Annotated in this window: 26 protein-coding genes and 4 tRNA genes; 11 read left to right on the plus strand and 19 right to left on the minus strand. The window is 68.5% G+C overall.

The features are described from left to right. Nucleotides 1-37 precede the first annotated feature (37 nt). The 6 genes from ruvB to pdxS are packed head-to-tail and all read right to left on the minus strand — an operon-like array spanning nt 38 to nt 4,636. Complete coding sequence (gene ruvB / locus LQ938_RS07720; RefSeq protein WP_223721192.1) at nt 38-1,066, minus strand: Holliday junction branch migration DNA helicase RuvB; 1,029 nt, start codon at nt 1,064-1,066, stop codon at nt 38-40. Further along, a complete protein-coding gene (gene ruvA, locus LQ938_RS07725) occupies nt 1,059-1,679 on the minus strand; it encodes a Holliday junction branch migration protein RuvA (protein ID WP_223721191.1) in 621 nt (206 codons plus the stop codon). The genes ruvB and ruvA overlap by 8 nt, the downstream gene beginning before the upstream one ends. A 44-nt stretch (nt 1,680-1,723) precedes the next feature. Beyond that, nucleotides 1,724-2,305, minus strand: a complete 582-nt coding sequence (ruvC, locus tag LQ938_RS07730) for a crossover junction endodeoxyribonuclease RuvC (RefSeq protein ID WP_223721190.1) — start codon at nt 2,303-2,305, stop codon at nt 1,724-1,726. Nucleotides 2,306-2,353: 48 nt separating this feature from the next. Continuing rightward, the gene (locus LQ938_RS07735; protein ID WP_223721189.1) at nt 2,354-3,112 is read right to left on the minus strand and encodes a YebC/PmpR family DNA-binding transcriptional regulator; all 759 of its coding nucleotides are present in this window, start codon (nt 3,110-3,112) and stop codon (nt 2,354-2,356) included. Between the two features lie 41 nt (nt 3,113-3,153). Further along, the gene (gene pdxT, locus LQ938_RS07740; protein WP_223721188.1) at nt 3,154-3,756 is read right to left on the minus strand and encodes a pyridoxal 5'-phosphate synthase glutaminase subunit PdxT; all 603 of its coding nucleotides are present in this window, start codon (nt 3,754-3,756) and stop codon (nt 3,154-3,156) included. Next, nucleotides 3,746-4,636, minus strand: a complete 891-nt coding sequence (gene pdxS / locus LQ938_RS07745) for a pyridoxal 5'-phosphate synthase lyase subunit PdxS (RefSeq protein ID WP_223721187.1) — start codon at nt 4,634-4,636, stop codon at nt 3,746-3,748. Before pdxS ends, pdxT begins: the two co-directional genes overlap by 11 nt. Nucleotides 4,637-4,725: 89 nt before the next feature. Between pdxS and LQ938_RS07750 the strand changes: the two genes are divergently transcribed. Together LQ938_RS07750 and pdxY are read left to right on the plus strand one after the other, a co-directional pair. Next, entirely contained in the window at nt 4,726-6,072 is a 1,347-nt protein-coding gene (locus LQ938_RS07750) for an aminotransferase class I/II-fold pyridoxal phosphate-dependent enzyme (RefSeq protein ID WP_223721186.1), read from the plus strand. Nucleotides 6,073-6,079: 7 nt separating this feature from the next. After that, complete coding sequence (gene pdxY, locus LQ938_RS07755) at nt 6,080-6,931, plus strand: pyridoxal kinase PdxY (protein ID WP_223721185.1); 852 nt, start codon at nt 6,080-6,082, stop codon at nt 6,929-6,931. A gap of 15 nt (nt 6,932-6,946) precedes the next feature. Here pdxY and LQ938_RS07760 read toward each other — a convergent pair whose 3' ends face one another. The 3 genes from LQ938_RS07760 to thrS form a co-directional block, all read right to left on the minus strand. Continuing rightward, nucleotides 6,947-7,510 (minus strand): hypothetical protein, encoded by a 564-nt coding sequence (locus tag LQ938_RS07760; protein WP_223721184.1) that lies wholly within the window; start codon nt 7,508-7,510, stop codon nt 6,947-6,949. An 80-nt stretch (nt 7,511-7,590) separates the two neighbouring features. Beyond that, nucleotides 7,591-8,151, minus strand: a complete 561-nt coding sequence (locus LQ938_RS07765; protein WP_223721183.1) for an HIT family protein — start codon at nt 8,149-8,151, stop codon at nt 7,591-7,593. Beyond that, complete coding sequence (gene thrS, locus LQ938_RS07770) at nt 8,148-10,151, minus strand: threonine--tRNA ligase (RefSeq protein WP_223721182.1); 2,004 nt, start codon at nt 10,149-10,151, stop codon at nt 8,148-8,150. Before thrS ends, LQ938_RS07765 begins: the two co-directional genes overlap by 4 nt. A 312-nt stretch (nt 10,152-10,463) precedes the next feature. Between thrS and LQ938_RS07775 the strand changes: the two genes are divergently transcribed. Next, nucleotides 10,464-11,615, plus strand: coding sequence for an SLC13 family permease (locus tag LQ938_RS07775; protein WP_223721181.1), 1,152 nt, complete (start codon nt 10,464-10,466; stop codon nt 11,613-11,615). A gap of 24 nt (nt 11,616-11,639) precedes the next feature. Here the strand turns inward: LQ938_RS07775 and LQ938_RS07780 are convergent, their stop codons facing one another. The 4 genes from LQ938_RS07780 to LQ938_RS07795 form a co-directional block, all read right to left on the minus strand. Beyond that, on the minus strand, nt 11,640-12,029 hold the full coding sequence (locus LQ938_RS07780; RefSeq protein WP_223721180.1) for an ester cyclase: 390 nt from the start codon (nt 12,027-12,029) through the stop codon (nt 11,640-11,642). 277 nt (nt 12,030-12,306) lie between these two features. Next, nucleotides 12,307-12,381 (minus strand) — tRNA-Val (locus LQ938_RS07785). A gap of 25 nt (nt 12,382-12,406) precedes the next feature. Then, nucleotides 12,407-12,480 (minus strand) — tRNA-Cys (locus LQ938_RS07790). A gap of 53 nt (nt 12,481-12,533) precedes the next feature. Continuing rightward, nucleotides 12,534-12,606 (minus strand) — tRNA-Gly (locus LQ938_RS07795). A gap of 157 nt (nt 12,607-12,763) precedes the next feature. Between LQ938_RS07795 and LQ938_RS07800 the strand changes: the two genes are divergently transcribed. Next, nucleotides 12,764-12,839: transfer RNA gene (locus LQ938_RS07800), tRNA-Val, on the plus strand. 374 nt (nt 12,840-13,213) lie between these two features. Here the strand turns inward: LQ938_RS07800 and LQ938_RS07805 are convergent. The 5 genes from LQ938_RS07805 to zapE all read right to left on the minus strand — a co-directional run bounded on the left by LQ938_RS07805 (nt 13,214) and on the right by zapE (nt 16,795). Next, complete coding sequence (locus LQ938_RS07805; RefSeq protein ID WP_223721179.1) at nt 13,214-13,546, minus strand: DUF7882 family protein; 333 nt, start codon at nt 13,544-13,546, stop codon at nt 13,214-13,216. Nucleotides 13,547-13,623: 77 nt separating this feature from the next. Beyond that, nucleotides 13,624-13,902 (minus strand): hypothetical protein, encoded by a 279-nt coding sequence (locus LQ938_RS07810; RefSeq protein WP_223721178.1) that lies wholly within the window; start codon nt 13,900-13,902, stop codon nt 13,624-13,626. Nucleotides 13,903-14,010: 108 nt separating this feature from the next. Next, nucleotides 14,011-14,502: a type II toxin-antitoxin system PemK/MazF family toxin gene (locus LQ938_RS07815; RefSeq protein WP_223721177.1), complete on the minus strand. Its 492-nt coding sequence runs from the start codon at nt 14,500-14,502 to the stop codon at nt 14,011-14,013. A 22-nt stretch (nt 14,503-14,524) separates the two neighbouring features. Beyond that, entirely contained in the window at nt 14,525-15,751 is a 1,227-nt protein-coding gene (locus LQ938_RS07820) for an ammonium transporter (RefSeq protein WP_223721176.1), read from the minus strand. Nucleotides 15,752-15,757: 6 nt separating this feature from the next. Next, nucleotides 15,758-16,795 (minus strand): cell division protein ZapE, encoded by a 1,038-nt coding sequence (gene zapE / locus LQ938_RS07825; protein ID WP_223721175.1) that lies wholly within the window; start codon nt 16,793-16,795, stop codon nt 15,758-15,760. A 123-nt stretch (nt 16,796-16,918) separates the two neighbouring features. Here zapE and LQ938_RS07830 point away from each other — a divergent pair, with 123 nt between their 5' ends. The 3 genes from LQ938_RS07830 (at nt 16,919) to LQ938_RS07840 (ending at nt 19,055) form a co-directional block, all read left to right on the plus strand. Next, entirely contained in the window at nt 16,919-17,821 is a 903-nt protein-coding gene (locus LQ938_RS07830) for a sulfurtransferase (protein ID WP_223721174.1), read from the plus strand. Between the two features lie 78 nt (nt 17,822-17,899). After that, a complete protein-coding gene (locus tag LQ938_RS07835) occupies nt 17,900-18,340 on the plus strand; it encodes a SufE family protein (RefSeq protein WP_223721173.1) in 441 nt (146 codons plus the stop codon). Nucleotides 18,341-18,362: 22 nt separating this feature from the next. Then, nucleotides 18,363-19,055, plus strand: a complete 693-nt coding sequence (locus LQ938_RS07840) for a dihydrofolate reductase family protein (RefSeq protein ID WP_231341307.1) — start codon at nt 18,363-18,365, stop codon at nt 19,053-19,055. Here LQ938_RS07840 and LQ938_RS07845 read toward each other — a convergent pair. Further along, nucleotides 19,024-20,247, minus strand: coding sequence for an alpha/beta hydrolase family protein (locus LQ938_RS07845; RefSeq protein ID WP_223721171.1), 1,224 nt, complete (start codon nt 20,245-20,247; stop codon nt 19,024-19,026). The genes LQ938_RS07840 and LQ938_RS07845 overlap by 32 nt on opposite strands. 25 nt (nt 20,248-20,272) lie before the next feature. Between LQ938_RS07845 and LQ938_RS07850 the strand changes: the two genes are divergently transcribed. The 4 genes from LQ938_RS07850 to LQ938_RS07865 all read left to right on the plus strand — a co-directional run bounded on the left by LQ938_RS07850 (nt 20,273) and on the right by LQ938_RS07865 (nt 25,489). Next, nucleotides 20,273-20,860 carry a DUF3000 domain-containing protein gene (locus tag LQ938_RS07850; protein WP_223721170.1) on the plus strand — a complete coding sequence of 196 codons (588 nt, stop codon included), beginning with the start codon at nt 20,273-20,275 and terminating at the stop codon, nt 20,858-20,860. Beyond that, the gene (locus LQ938_RS07855; RefSeq protein WP_223721169.1) at nt 20,853-22,049 is read left to right on the plus strand and encodes an HRDC domain-containing protein; all 1,197 of its coding nucleotides are present in this window, start codon (nt 20,853-20,855) and stop codon (nt 22,047-22,049) included. The genes LQ938_RS07850 and LQ938_RS07855 overlap by 8 nt, the downstream gene beginning before the upstream one ends. Nucleotides 22,050-22,121: 72 nt before the next feature. After that, on the plus strand, nt 22,122-23,330 hold the full coding sequence (locus LQ938_RS07860; RefSeq protein WP_223721168.1) for a thiolase family protein: 1,209 nt from the start codon (nt 22,122-22,124) through the stop codon (nt 23,328-23,330). 11 nt (nt 23,331-23,341) lie between these two features. Further along, complete coding sequence (locus LQ938_RS07865) at nt 23,342-25,489, plus strand: 3-hydroxyacyl-CoA dehydrogenase NAD-binding domain-containing protein (protein ID WP_223721626.1); 2,148 nt, start codon at nt 23,342-23,344, stop codon at nt 25,487-25,489. Nucleotides 25,490-25,496: the final 7 nt, after the last annotated feature.

Consider the following 25,496-nt stretch of genomic DNA (forward strand, 5'->3'; position numbering starts at 1 on the left):
CGCTGATCAGGTGTAGTGCGGCGAAAGCCTCCGCCGATTATAGGTCATCGATCGGAAGCGTCCCCGACGAGTGCGGCACGCGAAGGTGGGCATAGGCCTCGGGGGTGGCGACGCGTCCGCGCGGGGTGCGACTCATGAAGCCGATCCGCACGAGGTAGGGCTCCACGACGGACTCGATCGTGTCGGCCTCCTCACCGACGGCGACAGCCAGCGTGCCAAGGCCCACCGGTCCGCCGCGGAATCGGCGGATGAGCGCATCGAGGACGGCGCGATCCAGGCGGTCGAGCCCGATCACATCGACGTCGTAGAGGTCGAGTGCCGCGTCGACGGCAGCCATATCGCCGGCGGCGATATCGGCGTGGACGATCAGGTAGTCGCGTACGCGGCGCAGTAGGCGGTTCGCGATACGCGGGGTGCCGCGGGAGCGCCGGGATATCTCGGCGCGGGCCGTGCCCGGGATGCCGACGCCGAGCATGACCGCCGATCGTTCGATCACCCGCTCGAGTTCTTCGGGTTCGTAGTACTCGAGGTGGGCCGTGAACCCGAAGCGATCGCGCAGCGGGTTCGGCAGCAGACCGGACCGCGTGGTGGCCCCGACCAGCGTGAACGGGGCGAGATCGAGCGGGATGCTGGTGGCGCCTGCCCCTTTGCCGACCATGATGTCGATGCGGAAGTCTTCCATCGCGAGATAGAGCATCTCTTCTGCGGATCGCGCCATCCGGTGGATCTCGTCGATGAACAGCACCTCCCCCGGAGTCAGCGACGACAGCAGGGCGGCGAGATCGCCGGCGTGCTGGATGGCGGGACCGCTGGAGAGCCGCAGTGCTCGGCCGCTTTCGTGCGCGACGATCATCGCGAGCGTGGTCTTTCCGAGTCCGGGCGGACCGGAGAGCAGGATGTGGTCGGGCGGACGCTGCTGGATGCGGGCCGCATCCAGCAGGAGCTGCAGCTGCGCGCGAACCTTCTGCTGGCCGACGAACTCGGCGAGAGATGACGGGCGCAGAGCCCCCTCGATCGCGAGTTCCGAATCCTCCGCCGGGGCCGCAGCGTCACGGAGCTCATCCACGGGACACCTCCGTGCGGGCGGGTCCGAGTTCCGCGAGGGCGCGGCGGAGGAGTGCCGCCACGGTGCGCTCCTGTGGATCGGCGCTCGCCACGACATCCTCCGCAGTCTCGGCGGCGACCCGCTCCGTCCAGCCGAGACCGACGAGGGCCTGCGCGACCTGGGCGGCGAGGTCCGGGGCCGCGTGCGCGCGACCGCTCGTCGAGGTCGGAGCGGGCGGGGCGAGCTTGCCGGCGAGCTGCACGACGATGAGCTTCGCGGTCTTGGGACCGATGCCAGAGACCTTGCGGAAGGGGGCGTCGGCCTCGTCGGCGACGGCCTGCGCGATCTGTTCGATGCTGAGGTCGGCGAGCACCCCGAGCGCGGACTTCGGACCGACGCCCGATACGGCGAGCAGAGCCACGAACACGGAAAGCTCTTCCCGCGAGGGGAAGCCGACGAGAGAGAGCGCGTCTTCTCGGACGATCAGGTGCGTGTACAGCAGGAGTTCTTCACCGAGGTGCGCCGCCCGGGCGACATCGGGCGTCACGGCCACCGCGTATCCGACTCCGGATACCTCGAGCACGACCGCATCGAGGCCGAGATGGACGACGGTGCCGCGCAGCGAAGCGATCATTCGACCAGCCTAAGCGGGTTCGCATGTTTGTTCGATCGACACGCTCAGCGTCGCGTGGATCGCTCGGCGCGCTGCCACGCCCGTTGCGCCGGTGTCAGCGCGGCGTCGTCCGCACCCGGGCCGACGCCCGCTCCGCGGTTCGCTCCGCCCCGCCACGCGTGACACAGCGCGAGGGCGAGGGCGTCCGCCGCATCCGCGGGCTGAGGGAGGGCGTCGAGGCGCAGGATGCGGGCGACCATGGTCTGCACCTGCAGCTTGTCGGCGGCGCCGTATCCGGTCACGGCCGCTTTCACCTCGCTGGGGGTGTGGGTCGCCGCGCCCAGTCCGTTCTCGGCCGCCACGAGCAGCGCGATGCCGCTCGCCTGCGCGGTGCCCATCACTGTGCTCCGGTTGTGCTGCGCGAAGACGCGCTCCACGGCGATCACGGCCGGTCCGAATTCGCGGACCGCCGCACGGAGGCCCTCCGCGATGATGTGCAGCCGCTCGGCGATGGGCAGTTCCGCGCCCGACCGCACGACACCCACGTGCACGAGACGCGCGCTGCGGTCGGGTGCCACGTCGACCACACCCACACCGCATCGGGTGAGGCCGGGGTCGACGCCCATGACACGCAGCACAGAGCTCATCTCAACCACGCTAAGCGCAGCCCGGCGTCTCGGCCGTTGCGGCGCGCCTTACTCGTCGTTCTCGAGTTCGGCTTGCACCTCGGGGGTCAGGTCGAAGTTGCTGAAGACGTTCTGCACGTCGTCGCTGTCTTCGAGCGCGTCGATGAGCCGGAACACCTTGCGGGCGGTGTCGGCATCCACCTCGATCTTCAAGCTCGGAACGAACTCGACGTCGGCCGACTCGTAGTCGAGCCCCGCACCCTGGAGCGCAGAACGGACCGCGACGAGGTCGGAGGCCTCGGTCACGACCTCGAAGCCCTGGGCGTGCGGCTCGATCTCCTCCGCGCCCGCCTCGAGAGCGACGAGCATCACGTCGTCTTCGTTCGCACCCTCGCCGGAGACGACGATCACGCCCTTGCGGGCGAAGTTGTACGCGACCGACCCCGGGTCGGCGAGAGTGCCGCCGTTGCGCGACAGCGCCGTGCGCACCTCGGCCGCTGCACGGTTCTTGTTGTCCGTCAGACACTCGATCATGAGGGCGACGCCGTTCGGGCCGTAGCCTTCGTAGACGATCGTGGTGTACTCGACGGCCTCGCCGCCGATTCCCGCGCCGCGCTTGATCGCGCGGTCGATGTTGTCGTTCGGCACCGAGGTCTTCTTCGCCTTCTGTACGGCGTCGTACAGGGTCGGGTTACCCGACAGGTCGGCGCCGCCCATCTTCGCGGCGACCTCGATGTTCTTGATCAGCTTGGCAAACGACTTCGCGCGACGGCTGTCGATGACAGCCTTCTTGTGCTTGGTCGTCGCCCACTTGGAATGCCCGGACATGAATCTCCCGTGTTCAGCGGCTGGAAAGTCCGTGGTCGATTCTAGTTCAGTCGCGCGCGGACCATCTCGAGCAGGCGTTCGTGGAAGCGCGTCTCTCCCGTGACCTCCGGATGGAAGGCCGTGCCGAGCACGTTGCCCTGTGCCACCGCGACCACGCGGCCATCCGCCAGCGAGGCCAGCCCGCGTGCCGCCGGTCCCACGCTCTCCACGAGCGGAGCACGGATGAAGACGGCGTGCACCGGAGGATCGCCGAGCTCCGGCACGTCCAGGTCTGTCTCGAAGGACTCCACCTGGGCGCCGAAGGCGTTTCGTCGCACGACGACGTCGAGGCCGCCGAAGCTCTGCTGCCCCTCGATGCCGTCGGCGATGGAGTCCGCGAGCATGATGAGTCCGGCACACGTCCCGTAGACGGGGAGACCGTCGGCGATCGCCGCGCGGACGGGCTCCGCCATCCCGAAGCTGCGGGCGAGCTTGTCGATCACGCTGGACTCGCCGCCGGGGATGATCAGCCCGTCCACCGTGCGGAGCTCGTCGGGACGGCGGATGCGGACGGCCTCCGCGCCGAGCGATTCCAGCACGTTCACGTGCTCGCGGACGTCACCCTGCAGGGCGAGGACTCCGACGCGGGGCGGCTTACCAGCCACGCTCGGCGAGCCGGTGCGGTGCGGGCAGGTCGCTCACGTTGATGCCGACCATGGCCTCACCCAGTCCGCGCGACACCTCGGCGACGACCTTCGGGTCGTCGAAGAACGTCGTCGCCTTAACGATCGCAGCGGCGCGCTCGGCGGGGTTGCCGGACTTGAAGATGCCCGATCCGACGAAGACGCCGTCCGCACCCAGCTGCATCATCAGCGCGGCATCGGCGGGCGTCGCGACGCCGCCGGCCACGAACATGACCACGGGCAGCGTGCCGGTTTCGGCGATCTCCGCGACGAGTTCGTAGGGCGCCTGCAGTTCTTTGGCGGCGACGTACAGCTCGTCCTTCGACATCGAACGCAGCACGTTGATCTCGCTCCGGATCTTGCGGATGTGCTTCATCGCCTCCGACACGTCACCGGTACCGGCTTCACCCTTGGACCGGATCATGGCCGCGCCCTCGTTGATGCGACGCAGCGCTTCGCCGAGATTCGTCGCGCCGCACACGAAGGGAACGGTGAACTTCCACTTGTCGATGTGGTTGACGTAGTCGGCCGGCGACAGCACTTCGGATTCGTCGATGTAGTCGACACCGAGCTCCTGCAGGATCTGGGCCTCCACGAAGTGTCCGATCCGCGCCTTGGCCATCACCGGAATCGACACCGTCTCGATGATGCTGTCGATCATGTCCGGGTCGCTCATCCGCGAGACACCGCCCTGTGCCCGGATGTCGGCGGGCACCCGCTCGAGCGCCATCACGGCGACCGCGCCGGCGTCCTCGGCGATGCGCGCCTGTTCGGCGGTCACGACGTCCATGATGACGCCGCCCTTCAGCATCTCTGCGAGTCCACGCTTGACGCGCGTTGAGCCGGTGTCGCCTGTAGTCATGGTCGAATCCTTCTGCCGAAACGCGGTCGATCGACGGGCTCGATTGACCTAGGCCAAAAGGTAGCATGTCTGGCACGTAGACTCCGCGTGTGACGACGACCGAGGGAACGAGCCGCATCCGGGGCGATTCCGCCGCCGAGATCGCCGACAGCATCCGGGATCTCGTCGAACGCGGCGCGTTCGGATCCGGCGACTCCCTCCCGCCCGTGCGCACGCTCGCCGACACCCTGCACGTCAACCGGAACACGATCGTCTCGGCGTACCGCCAACTCGCCGCGGCTGGCATCGTCGTGACCCGCGGCCGCGGCGGCACCCTGATCGCGCCGCGCTCCCCCGTCGCCCAGGAGGGCTTCGCAACCGGCACGGTGCTGCGCGACATCGGTACCGGCAACCCGGATCCGGCGCGCATCCCCGACGCATCCGCCGCGCTCGCCGGCGTCGTCGGTCGACCGGTGCTGTACGGCGAACCCGTCATCGACCGCGGGCTCGAGGCGTGGGCGACGGAGTGGATGCGCGCGGGTCTCGCCCCCGCGGATCGGATGCGCCTCACGATCACGAGCGGCGCCGTCGACGCCGTCGAGCGGCTTCTCGCGCAGGCTCTCACCCGCGATGATCCCGTCGCGCTCGAAGACCCGTGCTTCCTCGCCAGCATCCAGACCGTCCGGCTCGGGGGGTACCGCGCGGTGGCGGTGCCGGTCGATGACCAGGGCATGACGGTCGCCGGGGTGCAGGCGGCGCTCGAGGCCGGCGTCCGGGCGATCGTCTGCACACCGCGCGCGCAGAACCCGACCGGTGCGAGCCTGACGGCGGAGCGCGCGGCGCAGTTGCGAGCCGCGCTGGCGGACTACCCGTACGTCCTCATCATCGAAGACGATCACTTCTCCCTGCTGTCGTCGCAGCCGTTCCACTCGATCATCGGCGCCGACCATGAACGCTGGGCGCTCGTGCGGTCGGTGTCGAAGTTCTTCGGACCCGACATGTGCCTGGCGGTGACGGCATCCGATCCCGATACGGCGGGGCGACTCGCCATGCGGTTGAGCCCGGGCACCACGTGGGTCAGCCACCTTCTGCAGCGGCTCGTGCACGCCCTGGCGACGGACGCCGACGCGACGCGCACGGTGTCCGAGGCCGCTGCGCACTACGCCGCACGCAACGCGGCCTTCGCCCGGCTTCTCGTCGCACAGGGCGTGCCGGCGTCGGTCGGCGACGGCCTGAACCTGTGGGTGGAGCTGCCCGTTGCCGCGCGCGCGGTTTCGGCGCGGCTGATGCGCCGAGGGTGGCTCGCCCGCACCGGTGACGAGTTCGTGCTGTCGGATCCTGCCGCGAGCAGACGTCTGCGCCTCACCGTGCACGACCTGGATGACGCGGATGCGGAACGCCTGGCCGCCGATCTCGCGATCGCCGTCGGGGAGGCGACCGCCGCGGAAGTGGGATGATCGACGGGTGAAGATCCTCTCGATCCAGTCGGCGGTGGCGTACGGCCACGTCGGCAACTCGGCAGCCGTGTTCCCCCTGCAGCGCATCGGAGTCGAGGTGCTGCCCGTGTACACGGTGAACTTCTCCAACCACACCGGGTACGGCGCCTGGCGCGGACCACTGATCGCCCCCGAGGACGTCGCCGCGGTGCTCCTCGGCATTGAGGAGCGCGGTGTCTTCGGCGAGATCGACGCGGTGCTGTCGGGCTATCAGGGCGGCGCCGGAATCGGCGACGTGATCATCGACGCCGTCGCGCGGGTCAAGGCGGCGAACCCGTCGGCGATCTACGCGTGCGATCCCGTGATGGGCAACGCGAAGTCCGGATGCTTCGTCGCACCGGCCATCCCCGAACTGCTCCGCGAACGCGTGGTTCCGGTGGCCGACATCATCACCCCGAACCAGTTCGAGCTCGGATTCCTCACCGGCACCTCGCCGGCCACGATCGAGGAGACCCTCGCGTCCGCCGACCTCGCCCGGGCGATGGGCCCTCGCACGGTGCTCGTGACGAGCGTCGAGCGCCCGGACCGGGAGGACGGCACGATCGAGATGATGGTCGTCGACGACCGCGGCGCGTGGATCGTGCAGACACCACTCCTGCCGATGAAGGCGAACGGCTCCGGCGACGTGACGGCCGCCCTGTTCACCGCGCACTACGGCTCGACGGGCGATGCTGCGGATGCGCTCGCCCGCACCACGTCGAGCGTCTACGACCTGCTCGCGAAGACGCACGAGTCCGGAGAACGCGAGCTGCAGCTGATCGAGTCGCAGGAGTTCTACGCTCACCCGCGCATGCAGTTCACCGTGCGTCAGGTGCGCTGACGCGGCATCCGTCGGTCAGAAGCCGGCTTCGCCGGCGGCGGCCTGCCACTGGGGCGCGTCGTCGGGGCAGAGGAACCCGGTGCCGTAGATCATGATGCTGACGACACCGGCCTGAGCTGCCGCATCCTCGCCGGCGAGGGCGGAGATCAGCGGAGACGTCGCGACGTGCGACTGGAAGGTGTTCACGTCGACCGTGTGCGAGTTGAGTATCGACGTCTCGCACGCGTCGAGACCCAGCGCGAGCGTGATGCTCTCGAGTTCGGTCGACCAGGTGACACCCTGCGACTCGACGTACGCACGTTGGTTGGCGACGAGTTCTTTCTGCGCCTCGGTGCGTGCCACGAGCGTGCTCTCGCCGGGTAGCTGCTGCTGAGCGGCGAAGAATTCGTCTCGTTCCGCGAGCGCATCGCTCACGTCGCCCGCGCCGCTGTCCGTGCTCGATGACGCAGACGGCGTGGGCGTGGAACTCGGCGAGGCCTGCGCATCGGGGGCGGCGGCGGGAAGGAGCGAGCATCCGCTGAGCAGAAGGAGAGAGGTCAGCGCGAGCGGGATCGCGATGCGGGTGTGTCGAGCGGTCATGGTGTCCCCCTGGGCCATCGTTCGGTCCTGCCACGCTACGACGGCGGTGCGCGGCCGAACGGCCCTTGCGGAGCGACGGCTCAGTGTGCGGACCAGGCGTCTGCCACCGCGATGCGCACGTCGCCCAGGAGCTGCGGCAATGCCTTCGTCTTGGCGATGATCGGGAAGAAGTTCGCGTCCGTCGCCCAGCGGGGTACGACGTGCTGGTGCAGGTGTCCGGCGACTCCCGCGCCGGCGACGGCGCCCTGATTCATGCCGATGTTGAAGCCGTCGCAACGCGACACGGTGCGCAGTACGCGCATGGCTGTCTGGGTGAGCGCGCCGATCTCGGCGACCTCCGCCGGGGTCGCCTCGTCGTAGGTCGGAATGTGCCGGTACGGGCAGACGAGCAGATGACCGGAGTTGTAGGGGAAGAGATTCAGCAGCACGTAGGCATGTTCGCCGCGGTGCACGATCAGCGCGTCTTCGTCGGTATTCTCCGGTGCGGCGCAGAACGGGCACTCCTCGACCAGTGGCTGCGGGCCCGCTTGGATGTACGCCATCCGGTGCGGCGTCCAGAGCCGCTGGAACTCGTCGGGTACTCCGGCGAACTCGGATGCGGCGGCCAGCACCGCATCCGAGTCACCGGAATCGGTCGTCACGCGAGGTCCTCCGCGGTGTTGACGAGAGTCTTCTGAGCGATCGCCCCGAGGATGCGTTCGATGGCATCCTCGACCGGGATGCCGTTGGTCTGCGTGCCGTCGCGGAACCGGAACGAGACCGTCCCGCCGGAGCGGTCCTGCTCGCCCGCGATCAACTGCAGCGGCACCTTCTGGGTGGTGTGCGTGCGGATCTTCTTCTGCATCCGGTCGTCGGAGTGATCGACCTCGGCCCGCACGCCCTGAGCGCGAAGACGCTGCACGATCTCGTCGAGGTAGTCGCCGAAGTCGGCCGCGACGGGAATCGCGACGACCTGCACGGGCGCCAGCCACACCGGGAACGCGCCTGCGTAGTGCTCGAGCAGGATGGCGAAGAATCGCTCGATCGAGCCGAAGAGCGCACGGTGGATCATGATCGGGCGGTGCTTCTCGCCATCCGGACCCGTGTACTCGAGTTCGAAGCGCTCGGGAAGGTTGACGTCCACCTGGACGGTGGAGAGCTGCCAGGTGCGGCCGATCGCGTCCTTGGTCTTGAGGTCGATCTTGGGGCCGTAGAAGGCCGCCTCGCCGGGAACCTCGGTCACTTTCAGACCGCTGGCATGCGCCACGTTCCGGAGCGCGTTCGTGGAGTAGTCCCAGAACTCGTCGCTGCCGATCCACTTGGACTTCTCGTCGTCGCGCATCGAGAGCTCGAGCTCGAAGTCCTCGAGACCGAAGTCTCGGAGCATCGAGATCACGAACTCGAGCACGCGAGTCGTCTCCGCCTCGAGCTGGTCGGGGGTGACGAACAGGTGCGAATCGTCCTGCGTGAAGCCGCGCACGCGAGTGAGACCGTGGAGCGCGCCGGAGAGCTCGTTGCGGTAGACCGTGCCGTTCTCGGCGAGTCGCATCGGCAGGTCGCGGTAGCTGCGCGCCCGCTCCTTGTAGATGAGGATGTGCATCGGGCAGTTCATCGGCTTCAGGTAGTAGTCCTGACCGGCCTTGGTGACGTTGCCGTCCGCGTCCCACTCCTCGTCCATGCGGATCGGGGGAAACATGCCCTCGCGGTAGGTGACGAGGTGGTTCGACTGGAGGAAGAGATCTTCCTTCGAGATGTGCGGCGTGTAGACGTAGGTGTACCCGCCCTCGACGTGCCGGCGCCGCGCATGCTGCTCCATCTCGCCGCGGACGACACCGCCCTTGGGGTGCCAGACGCTGAGCCCCGAACCGATCTCGTCGGGGAAGGAGAAGAGATCGAGCTCCTTGCCGAGCTTGCGGTGGTCGCGCTTTCCGGCTTCCTCGAGACGCTGCTGGTAGGCACGCAGTTCGTCCTTGGTCGGCCACGCCGTGCCGTAGATGCGCTGCAGCTGCGGGTTCTTCTCGCTGCCGCGCCAGTAGGCTCCCGCGATCCGCTGCAGATCCCAGCCGTTGCCGAGCGTGCGGGTGCTCGGCACATGCGGTCCGCGGCACAGGTCACGCCACGCCACGGTGCCGTCGCGGGTGACGTTGTCGTAGATCGTCAACTCGCCCGCACCGACCTCGACGGAGGCGCCGTCGGTCTTGTCGGCGCCGCCCTTGAGGCCGATGAGTTCGAGCTTGAACGGTTCGTCGGCGAGTTCGGCGGTGGCCTCTTCGTCGGTGACGACGCGGCGGACGAAGCGCTGCCCTTCGCGGACGATGCGCTCCATCTCCTTCTTGATGGCTTTGACGTCTTCGGGGGTGAAGGGCGTGTCGGTGCCGAAGTCGTAGTAGAAGCCGTCGGTGATCGGCGGGCCGATGCCGAGGTTCGTCTGCGGCTTGATGCGCTGTACCGCCTGCGCGAGCACGTGCGCGGCGGAGTGGCGGAGGATGCTGAGGCCATCCGGTGAATCGATCGCGACGGGCTCGACGGCATCATCGGCCGTCACGGTCGTCGCGAGGTCTTTGAGCTCGCCGTTCACCCGCAGGGCGACGACCGAGCGGTCGGAGAAGAGGGCGAAGCCGTCGGCCGGGTACGCGACCTCGGCGGGGGTCAGATCAGTCACGAATACACTCCTGGTGGTCCTCTCCAGGCTACCGGTCGCCCGTGCCGCCTTCGTCGCCTCCCCGGTCTGGCTCACGTGTCGCAATCCGCCGCCCCGCCCCGCGCATTGCGTCACGTGAGCGGGATCGGGATCGGCTCACGTCTGCGCGGGATGGGGATTCGCTCACGTGTCGCAATCCGCCGCCCCGCCCCGCGCATTGCGTCACGTGAGCGGAAAGGCGATCGGCTCACGTGTCACAACACGCCGGGGTCGACGACAAATTGCGTCACGTGAACGGCGGGAGTTCGGGCACGCAGGCCGCATGATGGACCAGTGAAACTGGCGATCGTCGGATGCTGCCTCGTCGCTGTGGCCGTCATCGCGCTGCTGGTCGGCGCGATGCCGTGGAGCGAAGTTGCGACGATCGCCGACCGGGTGTGGCCGATCCTCGCCTTCGTCGTCGCCGTCACGGTCGTCGCGGAACTAGCCGCACGCGCGGGGGTGTTCGATGTTGTCGCGGGCCTGCTCGCACGCCTGGCTCGCGGGCGCACGATGGTGCTGTGGCTGTTCGTCGTGTTGCTGGCGGTGCTGGCGACGGCGTTCCTCTCCCTCGACACGACGGCGGTCCTGCTCACCCCGGTCGTCGTCGCGGTCGCTCGCGCCAACGGGCTCCCGCCGCTGCCGTTCGCGTTCGCGACGGTCTGGTTGGCGAACACCGCATCCCTCGTGCTCCCCGTCTCGAACCTCACGAACCTGCTCGCCTCGGAGCGGCTGACGGATGCGGGCACGGCAGGATTCGTCAGCATCATGGCCGCGCCGGCCGCGGTGGCGATCCTGGTGACGGTGGTGATCCTGTGGCTGCGGTACCGGACCCGGCTGCGCGGCACCTTCGATCCGGCGCCGCTCCCCCGAATCGCCGACCGCCCCTTGTTCACGGTGGCCGCCGTCGTGGTCGGGGTGATGATGCCACTTCTCGTGTCGGGCGTCGAGCCGTGGATTCCCGCATCCGGGGCCGCGGTTGTTCTGCTCGTCGTCTTCGTGTGGCGTTCGCCCCGGACGATCCGCGTCACGCTCGTGCCGTGGTCGCTGCTCGTCTTCGCTTCCGGACTCTTCCTCGTCGCGGGCGTCGCGGAATCGTCCGGACTGCTCGATGTCGTGGCCGGATGGCTGGGCTCCGGAGACGATCTGTTCTCGCTCTGGGGCGTGGCCGGCGCGGGCGCCATCGGGGCGAACCTGGTGAACAACCTGCCGGCGTATCTCGCGCTCGAGCCGGCCACATCCGGTGCACCCGAACGCCTCGCGGCGCTTCTGGTGGGGGTGAACGCCGGACCGTTGATCACCCCGTGGGCATCACTCGCGACGCTGCTGTGGCATCAGCGGTTGAGCGCGGACGGGATCGAAGTGCCGTGGCGGCGCTTCATCCTGTGGGGTGCGCTCGCGACGCCCCTCGTCGTGCTGCTCGCCGTCGTACCGCTCGCGCGGTAGCCGTCCGGGCCGGGCATCTGCGGATCATCCGCTCAACTGAGCCAGGAGCTCCGAGGCGTCGGACCCGGAGAACTCGGTGATACGGCCGGCCGTCACCCGGTACATCGCGAACTCGGCGACGTTCGCATGCCTCCGGGTGGGCGCGATCCCCCGGAAGGCGCCCAGGTGGGTTCCGCTCCCCCTCAGGTGAGCGGCAACCCGATCCTCTTCGACGATCAGCTGGATGCGGCGCCACCGCCAGTCGGGGAAGGCGGCGAAGAGCTCGGCGAGATCGTCGATCCAGGCATCCGCGCCCGCGGGCCGATGCGCGCGTCGGACGGTTGCGTCGAGGAAGCAGCGGATGGCGTCGAGATCGTGCCGGTTGGACGCCTCAAGGAAGTCGGCGTACCACTCGCGCAGTTCCCAGGGCTCCACGATTCCATTATCCGAGCCGAACGACGAGCGGAGGCGCAGCCCTCTGATCTCGGCTCGGTTCGGCCCTAGCTTCACCGTACGTTCGGCGCGGAGCAACACGCCCGGATCGTCGTCGAATCAGCATCCGAGCGCAGGCGCCAGCGCAGGACATCCGTGCGAGGCCGTTCACATCGCAGTACGGCGGGTTCGACACCACCCATGCGCCCACGCGTCCCACCCCAACGAGCTGCGTCTTACGGGCACAGCAAAAAACCCCCGATCTCTCGGGGGTTTTAGGTGGTGCGCGATACTGGGATCGAACCAGTGACCTCTTCCGTGTCAGGGAAGCGCGCTACCGCTGCGCCAATCGCGCCTATACAGGCTGTTCTATTGTGGAGTGGAGGTGGCGACGGGATTCGAACCCGTGTAAACGGCTTTGCAGGCCGGTGCCTAGCCGCTCGGCCACGCCACCATGTGGTTCGACCCACGTGTCGTGATTCTCTCTAGAGAGAACCCCCGCACTCGAGCGGATGACGAGACTCGAACTCGCGACCCCAACCTTGGCAAGGTTGTGCGCTACCAACTGCGCTACATCCGCGTGCTTTCCGATCGCTCGGGCACTCGCATTACATTAGCCCAATCCCAGACCGACGCAAAACCAGAATCGCCCCGCGCGTGTCTCACCGCGGTCCCCGCACGTGCACGGCACCGCTGTCCGCATCCGGTATGCTCGGTTACCGGCCCACGTGGCCGATGGGCGATTGGCGCAGTTGGTAGCGCGCTTCCTTCACACGGAAGAGGTCGTCGGTTCGAGTCCGGCATCGCCCACCAGAAGAGGCCCGGATCGCGCAGAACACGCGCGATCCGGGCCTTTCGCATTCCGTCCGCATCCGCAACTCGCGTCGCGCGCTGATCCCGTCGGATATACGGCCGAAGCGAGGAGATCTGCCGACGCGAGGACCAGAACCTCGGATGCGGACCTCGCTCCGGCAGATCTCCTCGCTCCGGGCGCTCGAAAGCCTCGTGGCACCCCTCACACCCCAAACCCGCCGGGTCACCCCAAACCCGCCGGGTCACCCCAAACCCGCCGGGGCACCCCAAACCCGCCGGGGCGGCACAAACCTGCCGCGGCGCCAGACACTTCACGCGCCGCGCCAAGAAACAGGCGCCCCGACAGCTTCCCGGGGAAGACGGACCGAGCCGCGCTAACCGAGGAGCACGCGTGCCTGCTCCGCCTCCACGGACTGCGGCTCGCTCACGACGTACAGTCCCCGCGGCGAGTCAGCCGTCGCGGTCAGCGCTTCGATCCACGCCCGGTTGATCTTCGGCTGGCGGCTGCCGTGGAACTTGAACGTCATCGTCGCCCCGGCGTGCATCCAGACCGCTGTGCGCCCGGAGCCGACGCTGGCGTCGTCGCGCCATGTGAAGTAGAACGGCTCGGATCGCCGGAGCTTCGTACCGATGACGATCTGCAGATGCGCCAGCAGACGATCGTCGAAGGTCGCGCTGATCTGGGTGTCGTAGGTGAACTTTCCCATCCGAACTTTCTGGTCGGCCGCTCGTGACGGCGCTTCAGGTGAATCAGTGCCGGGCCCGCCCCGGTAGGGGCTGCGGCTCAGAAGTCGAAGAACCCGCCGAACGGCTCCTCGCCGTCGCCGTTGTCTCGCGCATCGAACTGCACGGCCTGAGAGGAGATGACGACCTGGGTGTGCGAGGTGATCAGGACGGATGTGGCACGGTTGCCGACCACGATGAACTCGACGAAGGTGGCGCCGGCGCGCGCCGCCTGCTCGATCTGGCGGCGAAGGTCGTCGACGTCTTGCCCCTGCGCCAGAAGGTAGCTGTCGCCGTTCACCTGGACTTCGGTGCGCACCATGGTCTGCGTATCTGTCACCACTTCACGGTACTGCGTCAGCGCGGTCGCTCGGGGGGTTGCGGCGCACACGCCGCTCGTGCAGGGTGACGCGGCGCACGCACCGCTCGTGCCGGGCGTGGCGATCCGTCAGCGCCGCTTCCACCCGTAGCGGCGCGCGAGCACTTCGGCGACACCCGCGAAGCGACGGGCGTCCAGCGGCGCACCCTGGCGACGAAGACCCCGCTGGTGAACGCTGTACAGCTGGTCGACATCGACCCAGGAGGGGCGACCCTGGGCGTCCCAGTCCCCCGCGCCGATCGGCACGTACTCGCGGTCGCCGTCGTGCGAGCGGGACGTGAGCTTCACGGCGTACACGCGGTCGTCGGACTCCCCCGCGATCACGAGCACCGGGCGATCCTTCCCCCGGCCGTCGCGTTCGGCGTACGGAACCCAGGTCCACACGATCTCGCCCGCATCCGCCCGCGCGTCCCGGCGAGGTGCGTAGGCGAGCGTCAACGGCGAGACCCGGGTCGGATCGATCTCCACCGTCGCACCGGAGTCGCTCGCGGGTGTGTGAGCCGTGCGCGGACGCCCGAACACACGCGCCACGCGCGACAGAAACCGTCCGACGGTCGACATGATCACACCTTATCGGCGGCGTTCAGTCGGCGTCGGTCAGCGAGTATCCCCGCTCGCCGTGCACCGCGGTGTCAACGCCGGCGACCTCGTCCTCGTTCCGGATGCGGAAACCGATCGTCTTCTCGATCGCGAACCCGAGCAGCCAGGCGACTACGAACGAGTAGACGAGCACGCCGAACGCCGCGACGAACTGCAGCACGAGCTGTTCGTAGCCGCCACCGAGGAACAGCCCCGTGCCGGTGGCGAAGAACCCGAGGAAGAGGGTTCCGACGAGTCCGCCCACGAGGTGCACCCCGACGACGTCGAGCGAGTCATCGAAGCCGAGCGCCCACTTGAGCTCCACGGCGATCGCGCAGATCGCTCCCGCGAGCGCGCCGAGAAGCAGCGCCCATCCGGGAGTGAGCGACGCGCACGCCGGAGTCACCGCGACCAGTCCCGCCACGGCACCGGATGCGGCGCCCACCGAGGTGGCCTTGCCATCCTTCAGCTTCTCCACGACCATCCACCCGAGGATCGCGGCGGCCGTCGCGCCCAGCGTGTTGACCACGATGAGTCCCACCGCGGACTCGTCGGTGCCGAGCAGCCCCTCGACTCCCTGCGCGCCCGCGTTGAACCCGAACCACCCGAACCAGAGGATCGCGGCGCCGAGCATCACCAAGGGGACGTTGTGCGGCTTCGCGAGTCCTTTCCGGAACCCGATGCGCTTTCCCAACACGAATGCCAGCGCGAAGGCGGCGGCACCCGCGTTGATGTGCACGGCGGTACCACCCGCGTAATCGATCACGTCGACCGAGTAGCCGAGCTGCTCGCCGAGACCCATGATCCACCCGCCGCCCCACACCCACGCCGCCACCGGGAAGTAGACCAGCGTCGCCCAGAGGCCGGCGAACAGCATCCACGCGCCGAACTTCGCCCGGTCGGCGATGGCGCCCGAGATGAGCGCGACCGCGATGATCGCGAAAGTCGCGCTATACGCCGCACGAACAAGGGTGTCGTCGTCGGCTCCGGCGAGGCCGACATCGGCGAACGGATTACCCGCGAACGCCCACGTCGTGTCGACGGCGCTCATCTGGAATCCGAACAGGATCCAGAGCACGCCGATCAGCCCGAGCGCGCCGAAACTCATCATCATCATGCTGATGACGCTCCGGGCCCGAACGAGCCCGCCATAGAACAGCGCGACCCCGGGCGTCATGAGCAGCACGAGCGCCGTCGCGACGACCGCCCACGCCAGATTTCCGCTGTCCACGTGAGCTCAGGAGTGCGTCAGCGCGATCAGCCGAGAGACCGCGCGCAGATACTTCTTGCGGTATCCCCCGCCAAGCATCTCTTCGCCGAACACCGTGTCGAGCGGTGCGCCGGTCGCCCGCACGGGAATCTGCGCGTCGTAGGCCCGGTCGACGAACGCGACGAATCGGAGGGCGGCCGACTGGTCGGTGAGCACCGTGACGTCGCGGAGTCCGATTTCGGCGAGACCGTCGATGAGCCGGATGTATCGCGACGGGTGCACGGAGGCGAGGTGTGCGACGAGGTCGGCGAAGGCGTCGTCGGAGGCGATTCCGGATTCCGCCGCCGCAGCCACGCGGGACTCGTACTCCTCGGCGGTGAGGACGACGGCGTGCCCGTCGACGGCACGCTGGCGGAAGTCGACGCCGTCGATGCGCAGCGTCTCGAAGCTCGCAGACATCGCGCTGATCTCGCGGAGGAAGTCCTGCGCGGCGAAGCGGCCCTCGCCGAGCGCGTTCGGCGGGGTGTTGGAGGTCGCCGCGAGCTTCGTACCGGAGGCCACGAGCTCACCCAGCAGCCGGGTCATCACCATGGTGTCGCCCGGGTCGTCGAGCTCGAACTCGTCGATGCACAACAGATCCGCACCGCGGAAGAGCTGCACGGTCTGCTGATAGCCGAGCGCACCGACGAGAGCGGTGTACTCGATGAACGAGCCGAAGTACTTCCGGCGTGCGGGCATGGCGTGATAGATCGCCGCGAGCAGGTGGGTCTTGCCGACGCCGAACCCTCCGTCGAGGTACATCCCGGGCTTGCGGTCAGGAGCCTTCGGTGCGCGGCGGAACAGACCGCGCTTCGCGCCGGATTCGACGAATCCGCCGGAAAAGGCGACCAGCGCGTCCTTCGCCTCCTGCTGCGACGGGTGCGCGTCATCGGCGCGATACGACTCGAACGTCGCGTCGGCGAACTGCGGGGGCGGTACGAGTGCGGCGACCATGTCGGTGCCCGAGACCTGCGGGGTCCGGTCGACGAGGTGAACGATGCCGGTGGGCGTCACGGTAGCGGTCATGCGGGCGTCCTGTGTCCCCTGTTTACGGATGCGGATGCGTCTCCCACCCGAGGTATCTAGGGTCGATGCAGACGGCTACCACACTACGCCGTGTCCCGTACGCCCTGATCGCGAGGAGCAATCGTGCCCGTCGAACCCGACACCACGTCCGACAAGTTCGCCGCCTACGCCCACCCGGAACGTCTCGTGACGGCGGACTGGCTGCAGGAGCGGCTCGGCTCGCCGGGCCTGGTCGTCGTCGAATCGGATGAGGACGTGCTCCTCTACGAGACCGGCCACATCCCGGGCGCCGTCAAGGTCGACTGGCACACCGAGCTCAACGACCCCGTCGTCCGCGACTACGTCGACGGCGCGGGCTTCGCGGAGTTGCTGAGCCGGAAGGGCATCTCCCGCGACGACACCGTGGTCATCTACGGCGACAAGAACAACTGGTGGGCCGCCTACGCGTTCTGGGTGTTCTCCCTGTTCGGCCACGAGGACGTGCGTCTTCTGGACGGCGGTCGAGACCGATGGATCGCGGAGGAGCGCCCCATCACGACGGAGGCGTCGGCTCCCACGCCGACCGATTACCCGGTCGTCGAACGCGACGACAGCGTGCTCCGCGCATACAAGGAAGACGTGCTCGCGCACCTCGGCAATCCGCTCATCGACGTGCGCTCCCCCGAGGAGTACAGCGGAGAGCGCACCACGGCCCCCGCCTACCCCGAAGAGGGCGCGCTCCGCGCCGGCCACATCCCCTCCGCGCAGAGCGTGCCGTGGGCGCGTGCCGTCGGCGCCGACGGCGGATTCAAGCCCCGCGAGGAGCTCGATGCGATCTACCGCGGCGATGCCGGTCTCCGCGATGGCGACTCGGTCGTCGCGTACTGCCGCATCGGTGAGCGCTCCAGCCACACCTGGTTCGTGCTGAAGCACCTCCTCGGTTTCGACGACGTACGCAACTACGACGGATCCTGGACGGAGTGGGGCAGCGCGGTGCGCGTGCCAATCGTCACGGGCGCCGAGCCGGGCGCAGTCCCCGGCAGCTGATCGACGGCCCATGTCGCGAGGGTGGGCGCGGGCCGAGCGCCCGCCCTCGCGCGGTCTCCTCGTGAAAGGATGGCCGGGATGAGCGACACCGCACTGCCCGAGGCCCTCGCCGAGATCCGCGAGGATTTCCTCGCGCTCCCCGAAGCCGAGCGGCTTCAGCTCCTGCTGGAGTTCTCGCAGGAGCTTCCGCCCGTCCCGGCGCAGTACGACGGGCACCCCGAGCTGTGCGAGCGGGTCGCGGAGTGCCAGTCCCCCGTGTATATCGTGGTCGACGTGTCGCCGGACGGAATCGTGGCGATGCACGCGACGGCACCGGCCGAAGCCCCGACGACCCGCGGGTTCGCGAGCATCCTGGTGCAGGGTCTGACCGGGCTCACCGCCGACGAGGTTCTCGCGGTGCCCGATGATTACCCGCAGAGCATCGGTCTCACCCGGGCCGTGTCGCCGCTGCGGATAGCGGGCATGACCGGCATGCTCCTGCGCGCCAAGCGGCAGGTCCGCGCGAAGATCGGGTCCTGAGTTCCGGATGCTGATCACTCGCATGATCCCGGGCCCCGTCGAGACGGTCGATGCCGGAACCGACGCGGGCCGGGCATGGCTCGAGGCTGCGTACGCACCGCCGGCGGGCCCGTTCGTGCGCCTCAACATGGTGACCTCGCTCACCGGCGGCGCGACGGGTTCGGACGGAACGAGCGACACGCTCACCAGCCCGCTCGACCGCACGGTCCTCGGCATCATCCGGGCATCATCCGACGTCGTGGTCGTGGGTGCGCAGACCGTGCGCGCAGAGAAGTACATCGTGCCGCGCCGCACGCGTCTCGCGATCGTGACCGCATCCGGCCGGCTCGACGGTCTTCGGATCGAGGCGGAGGATGCGGGACGTGTCGTCGTGTTGTGCCCGGCCGACCGTGCCGAAGCGGTGCGCGCGACCGTTGCCGAGTCGGCCATCGAGGTGCTGCCGATCGCCGGCGATGGCGACCTGACCCCGGAAGCGATCGTGGCGTCACTTGCCGATCGCGGGTGGACCCGAGTGGTCTGCGAAGGCGGACCCGGGCTGGCATCGCAGTTCGCCGCGGCGGGAGCGATCGACGAGTACTGCGTCACGGTCGCGCCGCGGATCGGCGCGTCACCGGCACCGTTCCTGCACGTGCAGCACGACATCGCGGCAGAGCCACGGGCCCTGCTCGTAGACGACGCGGGGTTCAGCTATCTGAGGCTGCGCCCTCGACCGTGAGCTCGTGGCGCCGCATCCAGTTCCGGATGCTGTCGCTCCACCGCTTCTCGTCGTAATTCCAGAGCTTCGTGTGCCGTGCGACCTCGAAGACGTCGAGTTCGACGAGATCGGGACGTGCGTCGGCCAGCGCGTGCGATGCGTCGGAGGGCACGAAGCCGTCGTCGTCGCTGTGCAGGATCAGGATGGGGTCCCGCAGCTCCTTGGCCCGCGCGACGACATCGAGGCGCTCGAACGGGATGGGGTGGCCCGTGCGGGTGAAGGCGGTTCCCCACTCGGACTCGAGCGCCGCGTAGGCGACCGAGGTGACGGCGTGCGGCAGCTTCATGGCCTGCGCCTGGTAGTCCAGCACGACGCGCCAATCCACAACCGGTGAGTCGAGCACGATGCCGGCGATCATGTCGCGGTGCGCCGAGCTCAGGGCCAGCTGCAGCGCGATCGCGCCGCCCATCGACCAGCCCATCAACACGACGCGGCGTGCTCCCTGACGGCGGGCGAAACCGATCGCGGCGTCGACGTCACGCCACTCGGTCGCACCGAGTCCGTACGTTCCCGTGCGGCTTCGCGGAGCCTCGCCGTCGTTACGGTACGACACGACCAGGGTCGTGATTCCGAGACCGTGCATGAGGGGGACGGCACGGAGGCACTCGGCGCGGGTCGTTCCCCGCCCATGCACCTGGATGCACCAGAGGTCGGTGGCTTCCTCGGCCGGGAACAGCCAGGCGGGGCAAGGGCCCACGGCCGAGCCGATGAGCTGCGAGGAGAACGGGAGGTGCAACTGCTCGGGACGGTCGTAGTACCAGCCGCTGAAGGCGGCCTCGGCGGCGAGCTGGGAATCCAGACCGACGTGCGTGAGGAGCTTCCGCTTCACGCTGTGCTCGTTCGAATCGAGCACGCTGCCGAGCTTCATATAGTCCTCGGTACCCGTCGTGAACAAGCCGTATCGGCCCGGCAGCTCGGTGTCGGGGGTGCGCTCGAGTGTGACGGTCTGGGCAGTCGGGTCGACCGCGAGGATGCGGGTGTCGGCGCGTCGTGCGGCGGGCGTCACGACCCGGCGAGCCACCCGTAGCGCAACGGCGCCGAGCAACGCACTCGTCATCGCGGTCGCTGCCGCGAGTCCGACAAGTGCACCGCCGAGAGCCCCGCGCAGAACGGGAGAGGCACTGTGTGAAGCGGCGCGCCTGAAGTTGTTCATGGTCGAACCAGCCTAGTCTGTCGCCGTGGCCCACCCCTCTGCCCCGTCACCCTCCTCGTTCGAGGATGCCGTGGCGGATGTGGCCCAGGTCGTCTTTCGCGATGACCTGGCCGTGCGGCAGATCAGCGCGCCGACCGGGCTGGCGCCGAACGCGATCGCGCTGGCCGGCGACATCCGTCCCGAGTCCGAGCACGGCGAGTCGCTGTATGGAACGGGCCGATTCCTCCTGCTGCACGACCCGACCGAGCCCGACCCCTGGGGCGGTCCCTGGCGCGTCGTCTGTTTCGCGCAAGCGCCTCTCGACGCCGACATCGGCATCGATCCGCTCGTCGCGGACGTGGCCTGGTCGTGGCTGGTCGACGCGCTTCGAGCCCACGATGCGCCGCACCATTCCGCATCCGGGACCGCGACGAAGACCCTGTCCAAGGGGTTCGGCGGGCTCGCCGGAGAAGGCGACGGCGCCCAGATCGAATTGCGGGCATCGTGGTCCCCCGACGGGCGTTTCTCTGCTCACGTCGAGGCATGGGCCGAGCTTCTGGGCATGCTGGCGGGTCTTCCGCCGGGCTCGGAGAACATCGACAGCATCCGGACGAAAGGAACAAGGCGTGGCTGAGTACCCCGTGATCGCCGACGACGACACGCTGGCGGATGCGGTCATCGCTCTCGCCGATGGCGAAGGTCCGTTCGCCGTGGACGTGGAGCGCGCGTCCGGTTTCCGGTACTCGCAGCGTGCGTACCTGATCCAGATCTTCCGCCGCGGCGCGGGGGTCTTCCTGCTCGATCCGCCCGCGCTGTCTCGCTACGACGATCTCCAGGGCGTCCTCGCGACCGATGAATGGGTCCTGCATGCCGCGAGTCAGGATCTCCCCTCGCTCCGGGAACTGGGCCTCGAACCGCCGCGCATCTTCGACACCGAGCTGGCCTCGCGGCTCCTCGGCCACGAGCGCGTGGGCCTGGGCGCCATCGTGGAGGAGACGCTCGGAATCACCCTCGCGAAGGCGCACTCGGCGGCGGATTGGTCGACGCGCCCGCTGCCGCAGGGGTGGCTCGAGTACGCCGCGCTGGATGTGCTGCATCTCATCGACGTGCGCGACATCCTGGTCGCCGAACTCGCCGAGCAGGGGAAGACGGAAATCGCCGCGGAGGAGTTCCAGGCGGTGCTCGATCGCCCGTCCAAACCGCCGCGCACCGACCCGTGGCGCCGGCTGAGCGGTCTGCACACGCTGCGCGGCCGGCGTACGCTCGCGATCGCGCGGGAGCTCTGGGAAGCCCGCGAAGAGCTCGCGATCGCACAGGACGTCTCGCCGGGTCGCCTCGTGCCGGATCGCTCGCTGGTCGCCGCGATCGCCGCCGATCCCGAGTCGAAACGCGCACTGAGCGCGATCAAGGAGTTCAACGGACGGGCGAGCCGTACCGAGCTCGACCGGTGGTGGGCGGCCTTCGAACGCGGCCGCGCGGCCACCGTGCTCCCGCCCGACCGTGTGCCGAGCGACACCCTGCCGCCTCCCCGCGCGTGGTCCGATCGCAACCCGGCCGCGGATCTCCGGTTGAAGGCCGCACGCCCGATCGTCGAAGAACGAGCGAGCGAGCTCGGCATGCCGACGGAGAACCTGCTGACGCCCGAGCTGCTTCGACGCGTGGCGTGGGAACCGCCGGAGCCGACGGATGCCGAGGGCATCGGGGAAGCCCTGCGCGCTCTGGGCGCGCGGTCCTGGCAGGTGCACGAAACCGCACAGATGATCGCGGATGCCTTTGTGGCTTCCGTGCAAGAGCCGCCGTCGCCCGCCGAGAACGATTCGTAGGTTCGGCCCAACCGATTCCCGCCCCCGCAGGGGCCTCCATAGTGTCGAGAGCACACAGACTTTGGAGGCAAAGTGGCCGAAATTTCGGACGTCTATTTCGTCGACGGCATGCGGACCCCGTTCGGTCGCGCCGGCGAGAAGGGCATGTACTGGAACACCCGTGCGGACGACCTGGTGGTCAAGACGATCATCGGTGTGATGGAGCGAAACCCCGATGTTCCGGCTGATCGCATCGACGATGTCGCGATCGCCGCGACGAGCCAGACCGGAGATCAAGGTCTCACCCTGGGCCGTTCAGCGGCGATCCTTGCGGGGCTGCCGATGACCGTTCCCGGATTCGCCATCGACCGCATGTGCGCGGGCGCGATGACGAGTGTCACGACGATGGCCGGTTCGATCGGCATCGGGATGTACGACGTCGCCCTGGCCGGCGGTGTCGAGCACATGGGGCACCACCCCATCGGCGCGAACACCGACCCCAACCCGCGGTTCGTGGCCGAGAAGATGGTGGACCCCGGCGCCCTCAACATGGGGGTGACCGCCGAGCGCATCTTCGATCGTTTTCCCCATCTGACCAAGGAGCGCAGCGACCGTTTCGGTATGCGGAGCCAGCAGAAGGTGCAGGCGGCCTACGACGCGGGAAAGATCCAGCCGGATCTCGTCACGGTCGGAACGAAAGACGCCTCCGGCGCGTGGGGACTGGCGACCGAGGACGAGGGGCGCCGCCCGCAGACCACGATGGAAGATCTCGCAGGTTTGAAGACGCCCTTCCGCCCGCACGGCCGGGTCACGGCGGGCACGTCCTCCCCGCTCACCGACGGCGCCACGATGGGCCTCTTGGCCGGTGCTGCCGCAGTCAAGGAGCTCGGCCTTCGCCCGAAGATGCGACTCGTGTCCTTCGCCTACGCCGGAGTCCAGCCCGAGATCATGGGAATCGGACCGATCCCGTCGACCGAGAAGGCGCTGCGTAAAGCTGGCCTGGGGATCGACGACATCGGCCTGTTCGAGTTGAACGAGGCGTTCGCCATCCAAGTCGTGTCGTTGCTCGACCACTTCGGTATCGACGACGACGATCCCCGCGTGAACCCGTGGGGTGGGGCGATCGCCTTCGGGCACCCGCTCGCCGCATCCGGCGTCCGTCTCATGATCCAGCTCGCTGCGCAGTTCCAGGAGCGCCCCGACGTCCGGTACGGGCTCACCGCCATGTGCGTGGGTCTCGGTCAGGGCGGGTCCGTCATCTGGGAGAACCCGTCCTTCGACGGCAAGAAGAGGAAGAAGTGAGCGCGACCACCGTGACGAACTACGACGCCATCGATTTCTCGCCGCTCGATGCCTTCACCGCCGATGAGGTGGTGACCCACTCCCCCGTTCGCGACATCCGGCTGCCCTCCGGGAACGTTCTCGCACTGATCACGCTCGACAACGGCCGCGACCACACCCGACCGAACACCCTCGGGCCGGCCACGCTCGCGGAGCTCAACGACACGCTGAGCACCCTGCGTGCCCGCGCGGCCGCGGGCGAAATCCAGGCCGTCGGCATCACCGGCAAGCAGTACATCCTCGCGGCCGGCGCCGACCTCTCCCAGGTCTCGCAGGTGCCCTCCCGCGATGCGGCGAAGCTGATCGCGCAGCGCGGACACCAGGTGCTCGGCCAACTCTCGACGCTCGGCGTTCCGTCGTTCGCGTTCGTGAACGGGCTCGCGCTCGGTGGCGGGGTCGAGGTTGCCCTCAACTCGACCTACCGCACCGTGGACTCGTCCGCTGCCGCCATCGCGCTGCCCGAAGTGTTCCTCGGCATCATCCCTGGATGGGGCGGCGCCTACCTTCTGCCGAATCTGATCGGAATCGAGAACGCCCTCGAGGTCGTCATCTCGAACCCGTTGAAGCAGAACCGCACACTCAAGCCGCAGCGCGCGTTCGAACTCGGCATGTTCGACGCGATCTTCTCGCCGGCGACCTACCTGGAGGACTCGCTCTCGTGGGCCGATCGTGTGCTCACGGGAGCTCAGAAGGTCGTCCGGAAGAACGAGCCCGGAAAAATCGAGCGACTTACAAAGTGGCCGGTGGCGATCAAGATGGCTCGCTCCATGCTGGAGAGCCGAATCGGCACCGTCCCCCGTTCGCCGTACGTCGCCCTCGAGCTGCTCGAAAAGGCGCGGAGCGGCACGAAAGAAGAGGGTTTCGCCCGAGAGGACGACGCCCTCGCCGACCTCGTCGCGGGCGACCAGTTCGCGGCATCGATGTACGCGTTCGATCTCGTACAGAAGCGCGCCAAGCGCCCCGTCGGCGCGCCCGACAAGTCACTGGCGAAGAAGGTCACCAAGGTGGGCATCATCGGCGCGGGGCTCATGGCCAGCCAGTTCGCGCTGCTGTTCGTGCGCCGACTCAAGGTGCCCGTGCTGATCACCGACCTCGATCAGGCCCGCGTCGACAAGGGCGTGGCGCACATCCACGACGAGATCGGCGCGCTCGAGGCCAAGGGTCGGCTTGACGGCGACACGGCGAACCAGCTCCGTGCGCTCGTCCGCGGCACGACCGACACATCCGAGTTCGCCGACTGCGACTTCGTGATCGAGGCGGTGTTCGAAGAGGTGGGCGTGAAACAGCAGGTGTTCGCCGGAATCGAACCGATCATCGCCCCGGACGCGATCCTCGCGACGAACACGTCATCGCTCTCCGTCGCGGAGATCGGCGCTCACCTCGCCCACCCCGAGCGTCTCGTCGGCTTCCACTTCTTCAACCCCGTCGCGGTCATGCCGCTGATCGAGGTCGTCAAGACGCCGACGACCAACGAGCAGACGCTGTCCACCGCGTTCGTGGTCGCGAGGGGACTCGGCAAGAATGCCGTTCTGACGGCGGATGCGCCCGGCTTCGTCGTCAACCGTCTCCTGGCGAAGGTCATGGGGGAGGCGGCGCGTGCGGTCTACGAAGGAACCCCCCTCATGACCGTCGAGAAGGCGTTCGCGCCGCTCGGATTGCCCATGTCGCCGTTCCAGCTGATCGACCTCGTCGGGTGGAAGGTCGCCGCCCACGTGCAGGATACGATGGCGCACGCCTTCCCCGAGCGGTTCTTCGCGTCCGAGAACTTCCACTCGTTGGCCGAGTTGTCGCAGGTTGTGGAGAAGGACAAGTCCGGACGGGTCACCGGCTGGACGAAGGCTGCCGAGAAGGTGCTGACGGGTGCGGTCGGATCGACGCCGTCCTCCGAGGCGACCATCCTGCAGCGGGTGCAGGACGGTCTCGCGCAGGAGATCCACCTCATGCTCGAGGAGGGTGTCGTGCCCGAGGTCGAAGACGTCGACCTGTGCCTCATCCTCGGGGCGGGCTGGCCGTTCATTGACGGCGGTGCATCGCCCTACCTCGACCGGGAGGGCGCGTCCGAGCGCGTCTTCGCCGACACGTTCCACCATCCGCCGATCCTCGGCATCGTCTCGCGCTGAGCGCGGG

Origin of the sequence: Microbacterium sp. cx-55 (assembly GCF_021117345.1) — a bacterium.
GTDB lineage: Bacteria > Actinomycetota > Actinomycetes > Actinomycetales > Microbacteriaceae > Microbacterium.

Excerpts from the sequence above, each read along its gene's own strand:
- LQ938_RS07760 (WP_223721184.1), bottom strand. The coding sequence starts at position 7,510 with ATGACCGCTCGACACACCCGCATCGCGATCCCGCTCGCGCTGACCTCT.
- ruvC (WP_223721190.1), bottom strand. The coding sequence starts at position 2,305 with ATGAGCTCTGTGCTGCGTGTCATGGGCGTCGACCCCGGCCTCACCCGA.
- LQ938_RS07805 (WP_223721179.1), bottom strand. The coding sequence starts at position 13,546 with ATGGGAAAGTTCACCTACGACACCCAGATCAGCGCGACCTTCGACGAT.
- LQ938_RS07840 (WP_231341307.1), top strand. The coding sequence starts at position 18,363 with ATGATCCCGGGCCCCGTCGAGACGGTCGATGCCGGAACCGACGCGGGC.
- zapE (WP_223721175.1), bottom strand. The coding sequence starts at position 16,795 with ATGACCGCTACCGTGACGCCCACCGGCATCGTTCACCTCGTCGACCGG.
- pdxS (WP_223721187.1), bottom strand. The coding sequence starts at position 4,636 with ATGACTACAGGCGACACCGGCTCAACGCGCGTCAAGCGTGGACTCGCA.
- LQ938_RS07735 (WP_223721189.1), bottom strand. The coding sequence starts at position 3,112 with ATGTCCGGGCATTCCAAGTGGGCGACGACCAAGCACAAGAAGGCTGTC.
- LQ938_RS07835 (WP_223721173.1), top strand. The coding sequence starts at position 17,900 with ATGAGCGACACCGCACTGCCCGAGGCCCTCGCCGAGATCCGCGAGGAT.
- LQ938_RS07815 (WP_223721177.1), bottom strand. The coding sequence starts at position 14,502 with ATGTCGACCGTCGGACGGTTTCTGTCGCGCGTGGCGCGTGTGTTCGGG.
- LQ938_RS07845 (WP_223721171.1), bottom strand. The coding sequence starts at position 20,247 with ATGAACAACTTCAGGCGCGCCGCTTCACACAGTGCCTCTCCCGTTCTG.
- ruvA (WP_223721191.1), bottom strand. The coding sequence starts at position 1,679 with ATGATCGCTTCGCTGCGCGGCACCGTCGTCCATCTCGGCCTCGATGCG.